We start from the raw sequence: 16,517 nt of genomic DNA, 5'->3' as shown, positions 1-16,517 counted from the left end.
CGGTCAACAGGGCCTGGAAGTACTAACCTCCCGGAGCTTTTTCAATGAGGCAACGAATCAGTCTTCCCGGAGGTATTGCAATGAGGCAACAGGGGCGGGTGTTTTCCCGGAGGCTAGCCGTGCATGGTCAGCACGTGCCTGCCACGGATACGGTGCCATTGGAAGTTCTTGCCCGCAACGGACACGCCGGCACCAGCCAGCAGGGTGAGTTCAAGCTGCGGTTCGGCGACGGTAATGGCCACTCCCAGGCTCCCGCCTACGACCACGCCGACATCACGAGCGTGGCCGCCGCAACAGTCGTCTTCGACTTGCTGGCACTCATGGTTAATCGTGGAAAGGCAACCGCAGCGGAGGAACCTGCCCTGGAGGCAGCCACAGCCTGACGTATTTAGCACAGGCGTGCTGCGCCAACCGCGGCGCAACCACGACGTCGGCACCCAACAGGGTGCCGACGTCGCCCGCTGTCCGCTCCCCCCGGCCGCTGGACCGGGGCGGAGACCGCCGGGTGTGGCGGCAGCGATAGTAGGAAGTGCCGGGCGCCGCCTCTGGGATAACGACGCCCGGACCCCCAGCGGGTGCCCAATGCATGCCACCCGCCATTCCCACGAGGGGTATGGCCGGATCGTCATGCGTGCGGTCCCGCCATGATTAGTAAAGTTGCTTACTATCCCTCGGCGCACGAGTAGTCGGTACTCATGTTTTTGGACGCGCGGCGGTGGGACTACGTGGTTCGCGATCAACCGGCATCGCCCCATTGATACCCTCGAGTGGTAGTTTGATCTCTGCTTGAGCCATACGCACCGTACCGATCAGAGGACTTTCCATGTTTAAGGGATTCAAGGACTTCATACTCCGCGGCAACGTGATCGAGCTGGCCATCGCCGTCGTCATCGGCAGTGCCTTCACCGCACTGGTTACCGCCTTCACCAACAACATCATCAACCCCGTCATCGCAGCTGCGGGCGGTGTGAACGCCGACGGCTTGGGCTTCCGGATCTGGGCCGACAACGAGGCCACCTTCGTGAACTTCGGCGCTGTGGTCACCGCCCTGGTGACGTTCATCATCACCGCCGCCGTGGTCTACTTCATCTTCGTGGCGCCTATGAACAAGATCAACGCCATGGTCAAGGACCGCCTCTCCACCGAGGAGCCTGAAGAAGAGCCCATCCCGGCGGACACCGCGCTCCTGGCCGAGATCCGCGACCTCCTCAAGGAAGCCGCCGCCAACAACGGCCGCGGGCAGCGCGACCTGGACGACGATTCCGTCCGTTAGGACGCCCCGCAGCGCCTCCCTGTCGTTGCGGTCAATCCGCCCGAAACCCGGCATCCCCCAATGGGAGGGTGCCGGGTTTCTGCGTTTTCGTGGCCAGTCTCGGCAGCATGCATAACTGCGGGCTGGTGATGACCTGGGTGGCCCCGTCCGCCTCGGGCAAACCCAAGCTTGAGCTGATTCAGGCCATAACTGCGTGCTTACTCTCAGCACTGAGTAAAGTGAACTGTGCCCTCACCTCTAAATCGGATGATCTACGTTGATGACTCTGGCCACCCACAATCCGGCTTGGTTGTCTACGGATGGGTCGAGTTCACTCCCGATCATTGGCCCACGGCCCTCAGCAGCTGGCTGCAAAACCATAAGCGTTTGTGGCGGGAACACAGAATTCCCGTTACCCAGGAACTGCACACGACGGAGTATGTAAACGGCCGCGGGCGAATAACAAAGAGGATGCCCGACCGCCACGTTCATGATGGCGTCGAGTACTGGAAAGACTTCGGGCGGGAAGTCGCAGTCGAATGTCTCGAAACCCTGCGAAGCACGGAGGGCCTTCGCCTTGGGGCTGTTTACAGACGGGGCGATCCAGGCGACCTCGCCAGGACCAAGCAACAAGCGTACGCAGCACTTGTAGAGAGATTCGAAAAAGAACTCAGTGCCTCAAACTCGCTTGCCATGGTATTCATGGACGGGGATGGGAGCGACACGTCGTATAGAAGCACCCACCGAAAGCTACAACTGCGGCAGAGACGAGTCATTGAGGATGCCATACATATAGACTCCCGAACTTCCCAGCTCGTGCAAACGGCAGATCTGGTGGCTTGGAGCGCGAATGCATGCATAGACCAACATGCCAGGAATGAGTTCGCATGGGAATGGTACGAAAAGTACCTCAGTGTCAGAGATCCAGACCGTTTCCCACGCGAAATATAGAGTTAAACAGCTAGACCCCCTAATCCACGTGTGCGGGGGGGGTCTGCGATCCCTACTATACGCGCCACCACCAGAACCTGCCAACGCCAAGCTCCGCGATCACGACGGTCCACCAGGGTTTAGGCGTCGTTTCACAAGTTCCAGGCCGACCGCTTCCGCTGCGCAAGACCGTGACACAGCAGCAACGCCGACGAAACACGCACCCGTCAGCATGGGTTCATGAAGCCCAACGCGAGCTCTGCCGCCACCGCGGACCTCCTGTGCGAGGTCTGTGGTCAACTGCCGGAACCGCCCAAGGCCCGGCTCACCCTGGCCAATATCGCCGTCATGCTGCCCATCGAACTCCTCGTCCATGCAGCGGTGGTTGAAACCCACCTGCCCTACGTTGCCAAGGTCCTGCTGCTCACGGTGACGGCCACAGTCCTGGTGATCTGGGTGGCCGAACCGTCGGCGGCGAAGGTCCTGCGTCGCTGGCTCCATGCCCCGGCACTCAAGCACCGGCACAGACTGCAGAGCGCCCCCGCACTATGGCGGGCCCGGACCCTCCTGCGGGACGAGCCCGGGTCCCTGCAAACCCGCGTGGTCCCCACGGATCCGGATCATCCTGCTACGGATCCGGCTGCCGTCGCCGGACGTTCGGCGGACATCCTGAAGATCCCCACCGCCTGGCACGGGCCGCTGGTGTTCTCCCGGCCCGGCGAGCCATTCACGCCAGCGGAGTCGGCGCGGGCGTACAGGTTGGCTGAACTCGCGGAAATCCTGGCATACGGTCCGGCGGTTCGTCAGACCTGACTGGACTAGCGGTATCCCAAGACTGCAAGCCGTGACACGCGGGCGGCTCAGCGGAACCCGGTGAATCCCCTTGAATCGCCGGGTTTCCGCACGTAACGAGGGCGGTCCAGGAGGTAGCTCAGCGTGAGCGGCAAGACTCAGTCACAATTCGTTGGCAGTATTTGTATACCAAATCTCTTGACAGTGCTTCCCGTCACACCTAACTTTGATTTTGGGATCCCAAAACGGGATCCCAAGCAGATCCATCACCGGCTGCGGCCCCACCTCATCAACGGGCAGGGACCGCAACAGTTGCCGCCGGCACGGGTCAGGCTGCAGCGGTATCCCGCCCGGCTCATCCCCCCAAGAAAAGCCCCAAAGACATTCCCATCCCGTTGACTCCTACTGAAGGAGAAGCTGTGTCTCTCGAAAACACGCAACTGGCAACCCAGGACAGCGACCAAAAAACCGGCAAGGACGGCGTGCAGCGACGCACCAACGTCCGCTGGAAGCTCTTCATCCTCTTGTTGGTCCTGGTGGCGGTCAATTACATCGACCGCGGATCCATCTCCGTAGCCCTCCCCATCATCCAAAAAGAATTCAACCTCCCGCCTGAACTGGTGGGCCTGCTCCTCTCGGCCTTCTTCTGGACGTACGCCCTCATGCAGATTCCGGTTGGCTGGCTGATCGACAAGTTCGGCCCCCGCAAGGTGGTCACGGCCTCCTGCGTCGGCTGGGGCGCGGCCACCGCGGCCTCTGGTTTTGCCGGCGGATTCCTGAGCATGTTCATTGCCCGGCTGGGTATCGGCGTTACCGAAGCGGGCGTCATGCCTGCCGGCGGCAAGCTCAACGCCATCTGGATGCACCGGAAGGAACGCGGCCGCGGCGCCACCATCCTCGACGCCGGAGCTCCCCTCGGGGCCGGCTTGGGCGGAATCCTCATCACCTGGCTGATCGCTTCAACCGGCAGCTGGCGGATGTCATTCATCATCGCCGGTGCCGCAACCGTCCTCATGGGCCTGGCTGTCTGGTGGTACATCCGCGATAACCCCCGCCAGCACAAGGGCGTCAACGACGCCGAGGCCAGCTACATCGAGGCCTCGCACGCCGAAGAAGACGCCGAAGCCGCCCGCGAAGGTGCCCAGGGCAAGCGTGCGCTCCTCCCCTACCTGAAATTCCGTTCCTTCTGGGCCATGTGTTTCGGTTGGCTTGGCTTCAACGGCGTGTTCTACGGCCTGCTCACCTGGGGTCCGCTCTACCTGGCCCAAGCCAAGGGCTTCGATCTGAAGACCATCGGCTGGTCCACGTTCGTGATCTTCGGCGCCGGGTTCGTCGGCGAAATCCTCGGCGGTGCCATTGCGGACAAGTGGCGTGCTTCCGGTGCTTCGGCGAACAAGGTCATGCGGACCCTGCTGGGCATCTCCAGCCTGGTGGTGGTCGGCGGTCTGGTTGGCGTTACCGTCGTACCGGACCCGATCACCGCCGTCGTGCTCCTCTCGGCAGTGCTGTTCTTCCTCCGCTGGGTTGGCCTCTTCTGGTCCATCCCGTCCATCCTGGGTGGCCGCACCAACGCCGGTGTCCTGGGCGGGGCCATGAACTTCAGCGGCAACATTGCCGGGTTCATCACCCCGATTGTGGTAGGCCTGATTGTCGGGGCCACGGGCTCCTACACCTGGGCTTTGCTGTACTTCGTTGGATCGGCAGTGATCATGGGCATCTCCGTCCTGGCACTGGATTACAACAAGCGACTCCCGGTCTGACTCGTACTCGCCGGGCCGGCCGCGGGTCCTGAACCACCCAAGGCCGGACACCGCCGGGCCGGGCGCATAGCCTTACACATCACGGAAATGGAGCTGACATGCTGACTGCAGAAGACACGAACACCACGGACCGCCCCCTCCGGGAATCCGTGCGTGACACGCTCCGTGCCCGGATTTTCGAAGGCCACTATGCGCCCGGCACCCGGTTGGTGGAGCGGGACCTCGCCGCCGAATTCAACGTCTCCCGCCTCCCCATCCGCGAAGCCCTCCGGATGCTCCGCCAGGAAGGACTCATCCGGGACCGCTCCGGTCGCGGTACCGAGGTCAGCAGCCTGAGCCCCAAGGACGTGGAGGACCTGTTCGACGTCCGGCAATCCCTGGAAGTCCTCGCGTGCCGGCTCGCCGCGAAGCGTGCCACTGCCGAAGACCTCCAGCACCTCGCCGGCCTCCTGGACCAGGCCGAACACTTCCTGGCCAAGGGATCCATCCTCGAAGCACACCGGGCCAACAGCGAATTCCACGATGCCATCACCCGCATCGCCAACAATGACTTTCTTCGCTCCGCGCTCGAACCCCTCCAAGGCCGTATGCACTGGCTGTTCCGCCACGTCAGCGACCTTCCCGAACTGATCCGCGAACACCGCGAACTCTACGCAGCGATCGCCAGCGGCGACGACGACCGCGCAGCCGCCCAATCGGCGTCGCACATTGGCAAGTACCGCGAGCAGTTCCCGGAGGACTACAGCGCCACCGAGCCCCAACCCAGAAAAGCACGGAAGAAACCATGAAACTCCTGGTCATCAACCCCAACATCAGCGACGACGTCACAGCCCTCATCGAGGCCGAGGCACTCCGCTCCGCGAGCGCCGGCACTGAACTGATCGTCCGGACTGCCGGGCACGGGATGGAATACATCGAGACCCGCTTCGAGTCGCTCATCGCCGCCGGAGCGGTAGCGGAGCTGATCGCGGAATACGCTTCCGTTCCGGAAACAGCGCACGACGGCGGTACTACAGCCGCGGACGCAGCTGCCGGTTCCGCTGTGGACGGCATAGTCGTGGCCGCCTTCGGTGACCCCGGGATGCCTGCCCTCAAGGAATTGGTGGACGTGCCGGTCATCGGGATCACCGAAGCCGCACTCTGCGCCGCAGCGTTGCAGGGCCAGCGTTTCTCCATCATCGCCATCTCGGATCGCATCCAGGCGTGGTACCGGGACTGCGTGGAACGCTTCGGCTTCGGTGGCCGGCTCGCTTCGATCCGTTCCATCAACCAATCCCTCAACTCGATCGGCTCCGTGCAGGCCGACTTCAAGGAAACCCTCCTTGCACTGAGCCGGCAGGCCGTCGCAGAGGACGGTGCCGACGTCGTAATCCTGGCCGGCGCGCCGCTGGCCGGACTCGCCCGCGAGCTTGAAGGCCAGATCCCGGTTCCTGTGGTGGACGGCATCTCGGCAGGCATCCGCATGACCGAAGCCGTCGTTTCGCTGAAGTCCGGCGCGCACCGAGGCGGTTCGTTCGCGGCCCCGCCAGTGAAGGTCCGGCGCGGCCTCTCCGAAAACCTCGACGCGGCCCTGGCCGCCGCTCAGTCGGCCCAGTTGTCCGCCACAGCCTAAGACTTCCCAGAACAGGAGGACGACGATGTCCCAACTCCCAGACCTCGTGATCGCCAACGGCACGGTGGTGAACAGTTTCGGGCGGCAGGCCGCCCACGTAATCGTCGACGCCGGCAAAGTCACCGGCCTGCTCGACGCCACTGAACCCGTACCCGCAGCTGCCCGGACTGTCGATGCGGCAGGCAAGTTGGTCATCCCCGGCGGCGTGGACGGACACTGCCACGTTGACCAAGTGACCGGGCGCTTCCGTACCCTGGACGATTACGCCATCACGTCCACCGCTGCGCTGTGGGGCGGGACCACCACCATCATCGATTTCGGCATCCCCCGCGATGCGCAGGAAACCCCGCTCGATGCGGTCCTCAACAAGAAACGGCTCGCCCAGGAATCCCGCTGCGACGTGGCCCTGCACGGCTCCGTGATCTCATGGGACGAAACCGTACCGTGGCAATTGGAGCAACTGGCCGCCGAGGGTGTTCGCTCCGTGAAGATGTACACCACCAACCGCGGCTCCACGATGGCTGACAACGACACCATCCTGAAGGTCATGCGGGAAATGGTCCGGCTGGATGGGCTCACCTACATCCACGCCGAGCACGACGCCATTATCACCGACTGCACCGAAGAGCATGCGGCCGACGGGCTCATCGGGATCGAACACCTGCACCGGACCCGGCCCGAGCTCGCCGAGGAGATCTCCGTCAAGGAAACCCTGGCCATGGCTGAGTACACCGGGGCACCCGTGTATTTCGTGCACCAGTCCACCCCCGGGGCCGTTGATTTGGTGAGCGAAGCACGCTCGCGGGGCCTGCAAGCCTACTCCGAGACGTGCCCGCACTACCTCACGCTCGACGACACCGTGTACGGCTCGACGTTCCCGGAATGGTACGCGTGCTGCCCGCCGATGCGCAGCGCCGAAACCGTAGCCGCCTTGAAGGAGCGCCTCACGGCCGGTGCCATCCACACCGTGTCCTCGGACCATTCCTGCTACGACCTCTCGCAGAAACGCGAGCGCACCGACGACGTCCGCTTCATGCCCCACGGCCTGCCCGGCGTCGAGACCCGCATGCCCGTCACGTTTACCTCCCTGGTCACGGAGGCCGGGGGCTCGGTGGAGGACTTTGTAGAGGTCTTCTCCGCTGGGCCCGCCCGGATCAATGCGCTGCCTTTCAAGGGTGCGGTTGCGGAGGGCTTCGACGCGGATCTTGTCGTTTTCGATCCCGCCACCCAACAAATGGTCGACGGCGGCGCGCTGCACATGGGGACTGACTTCTCGCCTTTCGAGGGGAAGACGCTGAACGGTTGGCCCGCCGTCGTGGTTTCTTCCGGACGCGTGGTCCTGGACGCCGATGGTTTCCACGATCCCGGCCCCGTGGGACGTTTCGTCGCCCGGAACGGCTTCACGGCGCACCAGTCAATCCCCGTACCAGTTTCTGCCTAGGAGTTTCCCGATGCCTACCCTCGACCGCCCTACCCGGATCGGCATGATCGTTCCGTCCTCCAACACCTGCCTGGAACCGCAGACCTACCGGATCCTCGGCGACCGGCGGGACGTCACTATCCATTCCACCCGCATCCCGGTTACACGCATTGCCCTGGATGATTCCTCGGACAAGCAGTTCGACTCAACCGTGATGCGTGCCGCCGCCGAACTCCTGGCGACGGCCAACGTTGATGTCATCGCCTGGAACGGGACCTCGGGATCCTGGCTGGGGGCCGCGCACGATCAGGCTATCGTCAAGGAGATCACCGAAGCCACCGGCATCCCCGCCACCACCTCAACGCTTGCCTACTTGTCGGCATTTGAAGCTTTTGGAACCGAGCGGATCGGGCTGTTCACGCCGTACACCTCGGACGTGAACGACGCCGTCATTGCTTCCTATGCGCGCGAGGGGATCAAGACCATCGACCACCGGCACCTGGACCTCAGCGACAACGAGTCATTTGCCCGGGTGACCGACTCGGAGATGCTGCCGGGCTCGCTCGAACTCGCTGCGGCCCATCCCGACGCCCTGGTTTACCTCTGCACAAATCTGTACGGAGCCAACATCACGGCGGAGGTGGAGGCCCGCACCGGAGTACCCGTTCTCGATTCCGTGGCGGTCACCCTCTGGCACGCCCTGAAGCTGGCGGGCGCACCCCTGCTGGATGCGAAGTGGGGGCGGCTGCTGGCTTAGCTGGGAGCACGGACTGAGCGTCCGCGGAATCGCCCGCAGACGCTCAGTCCTTATCGATCTGATCGAGCAACTTGCCCAGGGCGTCCCTGATGTCGTCGTGGTCGTATTGGCCGGCGCGGCTTTCCGCCGAGATCACCCCGCAGCGGTGGATCTTCTTGAAGTCGCCGATGGGGAACTTGTAGTGGCCCTTCTGGTCATCCGGATGCTCATCGTCGACGCCGAGGTACCACATGCCGTACTCAGCGAAGTCGTGTTTTTCCAGGAACGTGTTCTCTTCCTTCGTGGACGGCGCGTGCTCGCTCCAGTCATCCCGCTCGTCCTTGGCGACCTTGCCGTCCCGGATCAGCTTCTTGGCGTGGTCGAAGGCTTTCTTGTTGAGTTTCACTGTCACTGTGCAACCTCACTTGGAGTTGAAAGGCCAGGTATCCACCCAGCCTAGGACGCGGCTGGAGGCCGTGAAGGCCAGGCCGCTGAGCTACAGCGCCTTCACCGCCCCGAGGACTTTGGTCAACGAATCCTTCGCATCTCCGAACAGCAGCGTGGTCTGAGGCTCATACAGCAGGTCGTTCTCGATGCCTGCGAATCCGGGGCGCATGGAGCGTTTGAGGAACACCACTTGCCTGGCATCAGCGACCTCCAGGATCGGCATGCCATAGATAGGCGAACCGGACGTGGTCTTCGCGGCAGGGTTCACCACGTCGTTGGCGCCAACCACCAGCGCGACGTCGGCAGTCTTGAACTCCGAGTTGATGTCGCCCATTTCCTTCAACGATTCGTACGGCACATTCGCCTCGGCCAGCAGCACGTTCATGTGCCCGGGCATGCGCCCGGCCACGGGATGGATCGCGAAATCGACTTCAGTCCCGCGCGATTCCAACGCCAGAGCAAGCTCGGCCGCCGTGTGCTGCCCTTGGGCGACCGCCAAGCCATAGCCGGGAACGATGATCACCCGCTGCGCGTAGCCCAGAAGCACCGCCACGTCCTCTGCGCTGGACGAGCGCACCGGACGCTCGCTCACCGCGGTGGATCCCGCCGTCGAACCTCCCTTAAAGGCGCCGAACAGAATACCGGCCACGCTGCGTCCCATCGCAGCTGCCATGGCCCTGGTGAGGATGGTGCCCGAGGCTCCCACCAAGGTTCCGGCGACTACCAACAGCACGTTCCCCAGCACCAGTCCCGAGGCGGCCACCGCCAGGCCGGTGAAGGCGTTCAGGAGCGAGATGACGATCGGCACATCGGCACCGCCCACCGGCAAAACCAGCAGCACACCGACCGCAAGCCCGAGCACGAGCAGCACAATCGCCCACCCCGGCGCGCCACTGGCAATCACCACCACACCAGCAGCGATAGCCGCCAGCAACACCACAGCCATCAGCACCGGCAGCCCAGGGAACGTCACGGGCCGGGTAGTCATGAGTCCCTGCAGCTTGGCGAACGTGACTGCCGAACCGGCGAAGGAAACAGCACCCACCAGCAGGGTGAACACGATGGCCAGCCTGACCCAGGCATCCTCGGTATGGGGCAGTTCCAGCAGGGCGACCAACGCCGCGGCACCGCCGCCAACGCCGTTGAACAACGCCACGAGCTGCGGCATCTGCGTCATCTGCACCCGCCGGGCCACGGGCGCAGCCACCCCGGAACCCACCACGATCGCGCCGAGAATCCACGGGATGTTGTCCAGTTTTACAGACGCAAAGACGGTCACCACCGCCAGCAGCGCTCCGAACGCGCCGATGAGATTCCCGCGCCGGGCGGTCCGCGGCGAACTCAGCCCCTTGAGGGCAAGGATGAAGCACGCCGCGGCAGCCAAATAGAGGAGCGCAGTCCAGGTGGGGTCCAGGAGCGTCACCGGCCACGCTCCTCAACGGCCCGGCCCGCTTTGCCGCCGGAGTTAACGTCCGACGGCGGCCGCTGCCTTCCGCGGAACATCTCCAGCATGCGGTCGGTCACCACGAAGCCACCCACGAGGTTGGCCGTCGCAAGGACCACCGCGAGGAGTGCCACCACCAGGACCCACGGCTCGGACGCCTGCCCGGCAACAATGATCGCCCCCACCAGGATGATCCCGTGGATCGCGTTCGCCCCGGACATCAGCGGCGTGTGCAGGGTACTGGAAACCTTGGAGACCACCTCGAACCCTACGAAGACCGCCAGCACGGTGATTGTCAGCAGGCTCATGCCATCCATCAATGCGCTCCTTCTGTCCCGTGGGTTGACGCTTCAGCAGCCGTCTCTCCGGCGAGCGCAGCGAGTGCCTCCGCCGTGGGCGCGTGCCGGATGACGCCGTCGTGCGTTAAACAGGTTCCCGCCACCACCTCATCGGAAAAGTCGGGCGCAACCACGCCGTCCTTGGTCATCAGGGCAATCAGGTTGGCGACATTCTTGGCGTAGAGCCGGGACGCGTCGGCAGGCATGGCGGACGCGGGGTCCTTGAGGCCCACCAGGGTGATAGTGCCCTGGCCGTCGGCGGTTGGAATGTGGAGGTCCTGCCCTGGAATGACGCCCTCGACGTTGCCTCCGGACTCCGCCGCGAGGTCCACCACCACGGAACCGGCACGCATTCCCTGGACCATGTCCCGGCTGACGAGCATAGGCGCCCTCCGACCGGGGACAGCCGCGGTGGTGATCAGCACGTCAGCCTGGGCAATGTGCGGGGTCAGCAAGGCGCGCTGCAACGCACCCCGGTCCGCACTGAGTTCGCGGGCGTATCCCCCGGAAGCTTCGGCCGTTTCGAGGTCGAGTTTGATAAAGGTTCCGCCCATGGACGCGACCTCGTCGGCCGACGCAGGACGGATGTCGTTGGCCGAAACCCGGGCTCCGAGCCGCTTGGCTGTGCCGATGGCCTGCAATCCGGCCACACCGGCCCCAAGCACCAGCACGCGGGCGGGAGGGATGGTCCCGGCGGCGGTCATGTACAGCGGGAAGAACCGGGGCAAGCGCATGGCAGCTTCCAGCACGCAGCGGTACCCAGCCACGAGCGCCTGGGACGTGAGCGCATCCATCGACTGGGCCCGCGAAATACGGGGAACCAGTTCCAGGGCAAAGGAAGTGATGCCACCTGCGGCGAGTGCCCGGACGGTAGGCAACTCCGACGACGGCGACCCCAACCCCACGGTGACGGTTCCACGGCGGAGGCCTCCCGCCGTCGCCGGGTCCAAGGGGCGCACGTGGCAGTAGATGTCGAGTGTCCCCAGGTCCAAGGAGGGAACCAATGTGGCGCCGGCGGAACGGTAGTCATCGTCGCTGTGGCCGGAAGCGACACCGGCTCCTGACTCGACCTCCACAGCCAGGCCCAAGGCCACCAATTGCTTGACCGTTTCCGGTGTGGCCGCCACCCGCCGCTCGCCGTCGAGCGTCTCGCGTGCAATGCCTGCTTTCACCCGCCACCCCTTCCAGGAACCGGCCCAGAACTCAGTTGCCACGAGTTTATGCACGTGGGAGGGGCGGCGGTAGGCGTGGGGAGGTTTGAAAATGTTCGAATTCTGGAATTCGCACGCCGCTGGCTGGAACATTGTTCGCAGGTGCCCTGAACGTATCCGGAACGTCTCGGAAGCTACCACCCCTGGACCCCCCAACGGGATACTCAACGAGGAGACCTTCCATGTCCGTTTCACTGAATCGTCGTCAACTACTCCAGACCGGCGGAGTTGCCGGATTGGCGGCTGCGTTCGCTTCGATGTCCTCGGGACCCGCCAACGCCGCGAAGCCGCTTACAGCGTCAGGTCCGCAGATCACTGACTTGGGACCCGCCGTCGTGCAGTTTTCGCTGATGAGTTCCCTCCTGGTGGGCGATACCGTGTATATCGGCTCGCGGAACCTGAATCCCGTGCGGATCATCGGCTTCCACCTGCCCACTGGGCGTGTGACGTCCCGGACCGACCTCGGCTCGGGTTACAGCATCCAGGCCTTGGCCGCAGATTCCTCGGGGCGGTTCCTTTACGCTGGTGTGCTGCGGGACGGGATCGACGGCTTGCCGAACATCTACCGTTGGGACCTCAGCACCCCTGGTTCGACCGCGGTGGGCGTGGGTGAGACGGGCGATCGGGATATCCGGGCGTTGGCCGTAGCCCCTGACGGCAAGGTCTATGCTGCGGGCGGTGGCCTCACCACGAACGCGCCGTCCCTCTGGGAATACGATCCCGCCACGAACGCCACCACCAGTTGGGGCGTCCCGGACCCGGGAGCAACCATCGCCCAGGCCGTCGCCGCTACTGCCGGTTATGTTTACTTCGGCACGGGAAGCACACTCGGCGGGGGTAATGGTTCCAGTCCGGGGCGTCTGTTCGCCTTTGATCGCAGCACGAAAGCCTTCACGAACATCCTCCCTGCGGAGGTCGCCGCCGGAGTCTCCGTCACGTCCCTCAGCGTGCTGGACGGGCAGCTCGGCGTCGGTGTGAAGGGGCCTGGCAAGTCCGCACTGATCAACCTGGCGGACCACTCCAAATACACCATCATCGCCAAGACCGGAGTCATGTTCCGGCAGCTGGGAAACCAGGTGTTCTTCGTCAAGGAACCCGGTGTGTGGTCCTACGACATGACTACCAGGAAGATCACGCAGATCCTCACCGAGGATGTCGGAGCCATGTGGGGGCTGGACGTCTACGGGAGCAAGGCTCTGACGGTGTCCTCCTACGACGTGATCGAGATCGACCCCGTGGCCAAGACCTCGGTGAAGCGTGACCTCACTGTGGCAGGAGCACCGGGCGGGCCGCAGCTGTGCATGGGCCTGGCTGCGGGGGCCGGTGATGTCTACGTGGGCGGCACGGGCGTTATCGCCCGGCACCAGTTGGCTTCGTCCAATGTGTCCTACTTGCGCGCCACCGGTGAAGCCAAGGACGCCGTGGTGGTGGGCGGGGTGCTGTTCACGGGTCAATACAACTCCCGGGGGATCCTGGCCTACGATCCCACCACCGGCCAACTCCCCTACCAAGTGGCCGCCCTCCCCGCAGGCCAGAACCGCCCCTTGGATGTCTGCTGGGACGCGGTCAACGGCCTGGTGATCGCCGGGGCGCAGAATGACACGGGCGGCGGTGGATGCTTCGCGGCCTACAACCCCGCCACCACGCAGGTGATCACCAAGGTCAACCCCATCGACAATCTCCAGATGGTCCGTGCCGTGGCCACGCGAAACGGTGTGGCATACCTCGGTGGCGACAACATCTACGCCGATGGCCCACGCAGCACAGTGGTGGCCTGGGATCCCGTGGCCAACCAGGAACTGTGGCGGATCGACCCTGGCCAGACCGCGGGCATCGCCGCCTTGGCCGTTCAGGGAAAGTACCTCTACGGCATGTCCCGGCGAGCGGCGGGCCTGTTCGTCATCGACCTGGAAGCCCGCCAAGTGGTCCATCGCGGCGACCTCAGCAACGTGTGCACCGACTTCGGCGCCCTGCAGGTCAGCCGCGGCATTGTCTACGGCGTCTCAGACAGTACGGTTTTCCGCATCGATCCCATGACGTTCGCAGTGTCCGTGGTAGTGGCCGGCATCAACGGCGGCTGGTACAGCGGCCCGCACATCACCGCGGACGAGGACGGCCTACTGTACACGCTGCAGGGGCCCAACCTGGTGCGGATCGATGACAAGCAGGCGATGCAGACGATGCGGAAAGCCAGCTGAGAGTCGGAGCGGCGCGAAGGGGTTGCAGTCAGGCTGTCCGGGCCGGCTGCAACCCTTCCGGCTGTGAATCCCGTGCCGACTCCCTCGCTGAGAACAACCCTTCCAAAACAGAGCACGCCGCGCCCCTTGCAACAGCGGCATGGTCCGTCGTGACCGTATCGATCCCAGGAGGCGGAGTATTCGAATGCTGGAATTGCCCAAGGAAAGCTGCCGTGGTCTTTTCGGCGAAAGTCCCCAGCCGGGCCTCGGGCGCAAACCCCACCATCACCCGTTCCGGTCCCAGGACTTTGGCAACGTTGGCCACGCCGATCCCCAGATGGACCGCAGCGTCGGCAACCAGAGGGGAATCGGCGTCGTGATCAAGTTCCCGGTTACTGCCGCTTCGCTGCAGTTCCTGCTGGAGGCCCCACAGGCTGCCGTAGGTTTCCAGGCAGTCGTCCGCTCCACAGTGGCACGGCCGGGCGGGTCCTCCGTCGGTCATGGACCGGGTGTGCGCGAAGCCACCCGCGGCGCCGTTGAAGCCCCGCTGGATGCGCCCTTCAACCACGACGGCGGCCCCCAGGCTGGTGCCGACGCTGATCACGAGCAAGTCCCGGCCAGTGAAGGACCCGTCGAACAGGAGTCCGCGAGCGTAGGCGTTGACGTAGCTGTCGATCGCGGCAGGACCGCCGCTTGCCTGTTCCAGGATGCCTTGGAATGGTACGTCCGCCCACTCCATGGCCCCGCTGTGCCGCACCACGCCACTGGCCTGGTCCACGACTCCGGAGACGGCCACCCCTACACCGATGAGCTTCCCGGTTTTGCTTCCGGCGGCGGCCGCGACGGCTGTGGCTATGGTTTCGGCAGCGCGATCCGGCGTCGTCGAATCGAATGGCTCGGTGTGCGTGGCCACCACACCACCGCGCAAATCGACGACGACGGCGAGCGCCTCCGTCGCGGAGAGCCGCACCCCGGCGGCGAAGACGCCTTCGCTGCCGAGCTCCAGCAACCGCGCGGGCCGGCCGCCGGTGCCGCGCTCGATCTCCGTTTCCACCAGGAGTTGCTGTTGGAGCAACTTGTTGGTGATCCCCGTGATGCTGGCTGGGCTGAGCCCCGTGTAGGCCGCGATAGTTGCCCGCGAAACCGGCGCCTGGGTGCGGACGACATCGAGCACCAAAGCCTCATTGATCTCGCGGATCAGGGCCTTGCTTCCTGCACGGGGCTTCATTGCACGCCTCTCCTGGGCTGGTGTCGTCGTGGGCCTTCCCCATTGTGGCATCGGCGCCAGGTGGGATGGTCATCAGATGGTGATTTCATTAGTTTAGTCATTGACAAAACTAATGCACAATCAGTACCGTCAACCGCATGAACTCCAACAGCGCCGTTGAACAGCTCCCTGCTCTCCGGATCCTCCTCAGCGTCCCCGACGCCGAATTCGACTCCTTTTTCCCGGCGTCCACCATGGCTGCGCTCCAGGAATTGGGATGCGTTACAACAGTGGAGCCCGCAGCTTTGCAGTCCCCGCAGACCTTCGCCACGGCAGCCGGTGACGCGGAAATCGCGATTACGGCGTGGGCATTTCCGCGCCTCGACGCCGAGCACCTGGCCATGGCACCGAAACTCCGTTGTGTCCTGCACGCGGCCTCCTCCGTACACTTCCTGGTCAGCGAAGACTTCTGGGACGCCGGCATCCCCATCTCGCAGGCCGGAGCAGCCATGGCACCCGCCGTTGCCGAACTCTCCCTCACTTTCACGCTGGCCCTGCTTCGCCGCATCGAACGTCTGGACCACGGCCTCCGCTCAGGAGCCACGTGGGAGGAAGCCCGCAACGTCAGGCGTGCGCGGGAGATTTCCGGCGCCCGTATAGGCGTGGTGGGGGCGTCGCGCACGGGCCGTCGGTACATCGAGGCCTGCCTCGCTCTCGGCGCCGACGTCAGCATCTACGATCCCTACCTCGCCGCGGATGATCCCCTGGCTGCGCTCTCAACCACGCTGGAGGCACTGTTCGTCGAAAGCGACATCGTGGCAGTCCACGCGCCGGACACCCCGGAAACACGCGGCCTCATCGGCAAGCAGCAGCTGGCTCTACTCAAAGATGGCACCGCCTTGGTCAACACCGCCCGCTCCACGCTCCTGGACATGGACGCGCTGTACGCCGAGGTGTCCTCCGGCCGGATCGACGCCGCCCTGGATGTGTTCGACGACGAGCCCCTGCCGGCAGACGATCCTTGGCGGTCATTGCCCAACGCGCTCATCACCCCGCACATCGCTGGCGCCACCGTGGACTCCCGGCGCCGTGCCGGGCTCATTGTGGTGGATGAACTCCGCCGCTTCCTTGCCGGCCAGCCGTTGGAACACGCCCTGACCCGCACCGATCTGGAAAGGATGGGCTAGTCCC

At 64.4% G+C, this 16,517-nt stretch carries 16 protein-coding genes; 11 read left to right on the top strand and 5 right to left on the bottom strand.

The features are described from left to right. Positions 1 to 134 precede the first annotated feature (134 nt). The 9 genes from ACH488_RS20585 (at position 135) to ACH488_RS20545 (ending at position 8,523) form a co-directional block, all read left to right on the top strand. Positions 135 to 383, top strand: a complete 249-nt coding sequence (locus ACH488_RS20585) for a hypothetical protein (RefSeq protein ID WP_397326437.1) — start codon at positions 135 to 137, stop codon at positions 381 to 383. 440 nt (positions 384 to 823) lie between these two features. Continuing rightward, positions 824 to 1,273 carry a large conductance mechanosensitive channel protein MscL gene (gene mscL, locus ACH488_RS20580; RefSeq protein ID WP_397326436.1) on the top strand — a complete coding sequence of 150 codons (450 nt, stop codon included), beginning with the start codon at positions 824 to 826 and terminating at the stop codon, positions 1,271 to 1,273. A 246-nt stretch (positions 1,274 to 1,519) separates the two neighbouring features. After that, positions 1,520 to 2,203 (top strand): DUF3800 domain-containing protein, encoded by a 684-nt coding sequence (locus ACH488_RS20575; protein ID WP_397326434.1) that lies wholly within the window; start codon positions 1,520 to 1,522, stop codon positions 2,201 to 2,203. A 219-nt stretch (positions 2,204 to 2,422) separates the two neighbouring features. Beyond that, complete coding sequence (locus ACH488_RS20570; RefSeq protein WP_397326433.1) at positions 2,423 to 2,995, top strand: hypothetical protein; 573 nt, start codon at positions 2,423 to 2,425, stop codon at positions 2,993 to 2,995. 398 nt (positions 2,996 to 3,393) lie between these two features. Continuing rightward, entirely contained in the window at positions 3,394 to 4,734 is a 1,341-nt protein-coding gene (locus ACH488_RS20565) for an MFS transporter (protein WP_397326432.1), read from the top strand. A 98-nt stretch (positions 4,735 to 4,832) separates the two neighbouring features. Further along, positions 4,833 to 5,522 (top strand): GntR family transcriptional regulator, encoded by a 690-nt coding sequence (locus ACH488_RS20560; protein WP_397326431.1) that lies wholly within the window; start codon positions 4,833 to 4,835, stop codon positions 5,520 to 5,522. Further along, the gene (locus ACH488_RS20555) at positions 5,519 to 6,346 is read left to right on the top strand and encodes an aspartate/glutamate racemase family protein (RefSeq protein WP_397326430.1); all 828 of its coding nucleotides are present in this window, start codon (positions 5,519 to 5,521) and stop codon (positions 6,344 to 6,346) included. Before ACH488_RS20560 ends, ACH488_RS20555 begins: the two co-directional genes overlap by 4 nt. 25 nt (positions 6,347 to 6,371) lie before the next feature. Beyond that, on the top strand, positions 6,372 to 7,787 hold the full coding sequence (locus ACH488_RS20550) for an amidohydrolase family protein (RefSeq protein ID WP_397326429.1): 1,416 nt from the start codon (positions 6,372 to 6,374) through the stop codon (positions 7,785 to 7,787). A 10-nt stretch (positions 7,788 to 7,797) separates the two neighbouring features. After that, a complete protein-coding gene (locus tag ACH488_RS20545; protein ID WP_397326428.1) occupies positions 7,798 to 8,523 on the top strand; it encodes an aspartate/glutamate racemase family protein in 726 nt (241 codons plus the stop codon). Positions 8,524 to 8,566: 43 nt separating this feature from the next. Here ACH488_RS20545 and ACH488_RS20540 read toward each other — a convergent pair whose 3' ends face one another. From ACH488_RS20540 to ACH488_RS20525, 4 genes are all read right to left on the bottom strand, one after another. Further along, positions 8,567 to 8,914, bottom strand: a complete 348-nt coding sequence (locus ACH488_RS20540; protein WP_397326427.1) for a hypothetical protein — start codon at positions 8,912 to 8,914, stop codon at positions 8,567 to 8,569. Positions 8,915 to 8,998: 84 nt separating this feature from the next. Beyond that, positions 8,999 to 10,372: an NAD(P)(+) transhydrogenase (Re/Si-specific) subunit beta gene (locus tag ACH488_RS20535; RefSeq protein ID WP_397326426.1), complete on the bottom strand. Its 1,374-nt coding sequence runs from the start codon at positions 10,370 to 10,372 to the stop codon at positions 8,999 to 9,001. Then, positions 10,369 to 10,710, bottom strand: a complete 342-nt coding sequence (locus ACH488_RS20530; protein WP_397326425.1) for an NAD(P) transhydrogenase subunit alpha — start codon at positions 10,708 to 10,710, stop codon at positions 10,369 to 10,371. The genes ACH488_RS20535 and ACH488_RS20530 overlap by 4 nt, the downstream gene beginning before the upstream one ends. Next, positions 10,710 to 11,903 (bottom strand): NAD(P) transhydrogenase subunit alpha, encoded by a 1,194-nt coding sequence (locus tag ACH488_RS20525; RefSeq protein ID WP_397326424.1) that lies wholly within the window; start codon positions 11,901 to 11,903, stop codon positions 10,710 to 10,712. Before ACH488_RS20525 ends, ACH488_RS20530 begins: the two co-directional genes overlap by 1 nt. A gap of 221 nt (positions 11,904 to 12,124) precedes the next feature. Between ACH488_RS20525 and ACH488_RS20520 the strand changes: the two genes are divergently transcribed. Then, entirely contained in the window at positions 12,125 to 14,140 is a 2,016-nt protein-coding gene (locus ACH488_RS20520) for a twin-arginine translocation signal domain-containing protein (protein ID WP_397326423.1), read from the top strand. Positions 14,141 to 14,168: 28 nt separating this feature from the next. Here ACH488_RS20520 and ACH488_RS20515 read toward each other — a convergent pair whose 3' ends face one another. After that, positions 14,169 to 15,347, bottom strand: a complete 1,179-nt coding sequence (locus ACH488_RS20515) for an ROK family protein (protein ID WP_397326422.1) — start codon at positions 15,345 to 15,347, stop codon at positions 14,169 to 14,171. Positions 15,348 to 15,484: 137 nt separating this feature from the next. Here ACH488_RS20515 and ACH488_RS20510 point away from each other — a divergent pair, with 137 nt between their 5' ends. Beyond that, complete coding sequence (locus ACH488_RS20510; protein WP_397326421.1) at positions 15,485 to 16,513, top strand: hydroxyacid dehydrogenase; 1,029 nt, start codon at positions 15,485 to 15,487, stop codon at positions 16,511 to 16,513. The last annotated feature ends 4 nt before the right edge of the window (positions 16,514 to 16,517 follow it).

The sequence above is a fragment of the Paenarthrobacter sp. NPDC018779 genome (assembly GCF_044391085.1).
Classification (GTDB): domain Bacteria; phylum Actinomycetota; class Actinomycetes; order Actinomycetales; family Micrococcaceae; genus Arthrobacter.
Note: the sequence above shows the minus strand (reverse complement) of the source record. Positions and strands in the feature narration are given on the sequence as shown.

Excerpts from the sequence above, each read along its gene's own strand:
- ACH488_RS20555 (WP_397326430.1), top strand. The coding sequence starts at position 5,519 with ATGAAACTCCTGGTCATCAACCCCAACATCAGCGACGACGTCACAGCC.
- ACH488_RS20530 (WP_397326425.1), bottom strand. The coding sequence starts at position 10,710 with ATGGATGGCATGAGCCTGCTGACAATCACCGTGCTGGCGGTCTTCGTA.
- ACH488_RS20510 (WP_397326421.1), top strand. The coding sequence starts at position 15,485 with ATGAACTCCAACAGCGCCGTTGAACAGCTCCCTGCTCTCCGGATCCTC.
- ACH488_RS20560 (WP_397326431.1), top strand. The coding sequence starts at position 4,833 with ATGCTGACTGCAGAAGACACGAACACCACGGACCGCCCCCTCCGGGAA.
- ACH488_RS20545 (WP_397326428.1), top strand. The coding sequence starts at position 7,798 with ATGCCTACCCTCGACCGCCCTACCCGGATCGGCATGATCGTTCCGTCC.
- ACH488_RS20550 (WP_397326429.1), top strand. The coding sequence starts at position 6,372 with ATGTCCCAACTCCCAGACCTCGTGATCGCCAACGGCACGGTGGTGAAC.
- ACH488_RS20575 (WP_397326434.1), top strand. The coding sequence starts at position 1,520 with ATGATCTACGTTGATGACTCTGGCCACCCACAATCCGGCTTGGTTGTC.
- mscL (WP_397326436.1), top strand. The coding sequence starts at position 824 with ATGTTTAAGGGATTCAAGGACTTCATACTCCGCGGCAACGTGATCGAG.
- ACH488_RS20515 (WP_397326422.1), bottom strand. The coding sequence starts at position 15,347 with ATGAAGCCCCGTGCAGGAAGCAAGGCCCTGATCCGCGAGATCAATGAG.
- ACH488_RS20570 (WP_397326433.1), top strand. The coding sequence starts at position 2,423 with ATGAAGCCCAACGCGAGCTCTGCCGCCACCGCGGACCTCCTGTGCGAG.
- ACH488_RS20520 (WP_397326423.1), top strand. The coding sequence starts at position 12,125 with ATGTCCGTTTCACTGAATCGTCGTCAACTACTCCAGACCGGCGGAGTT.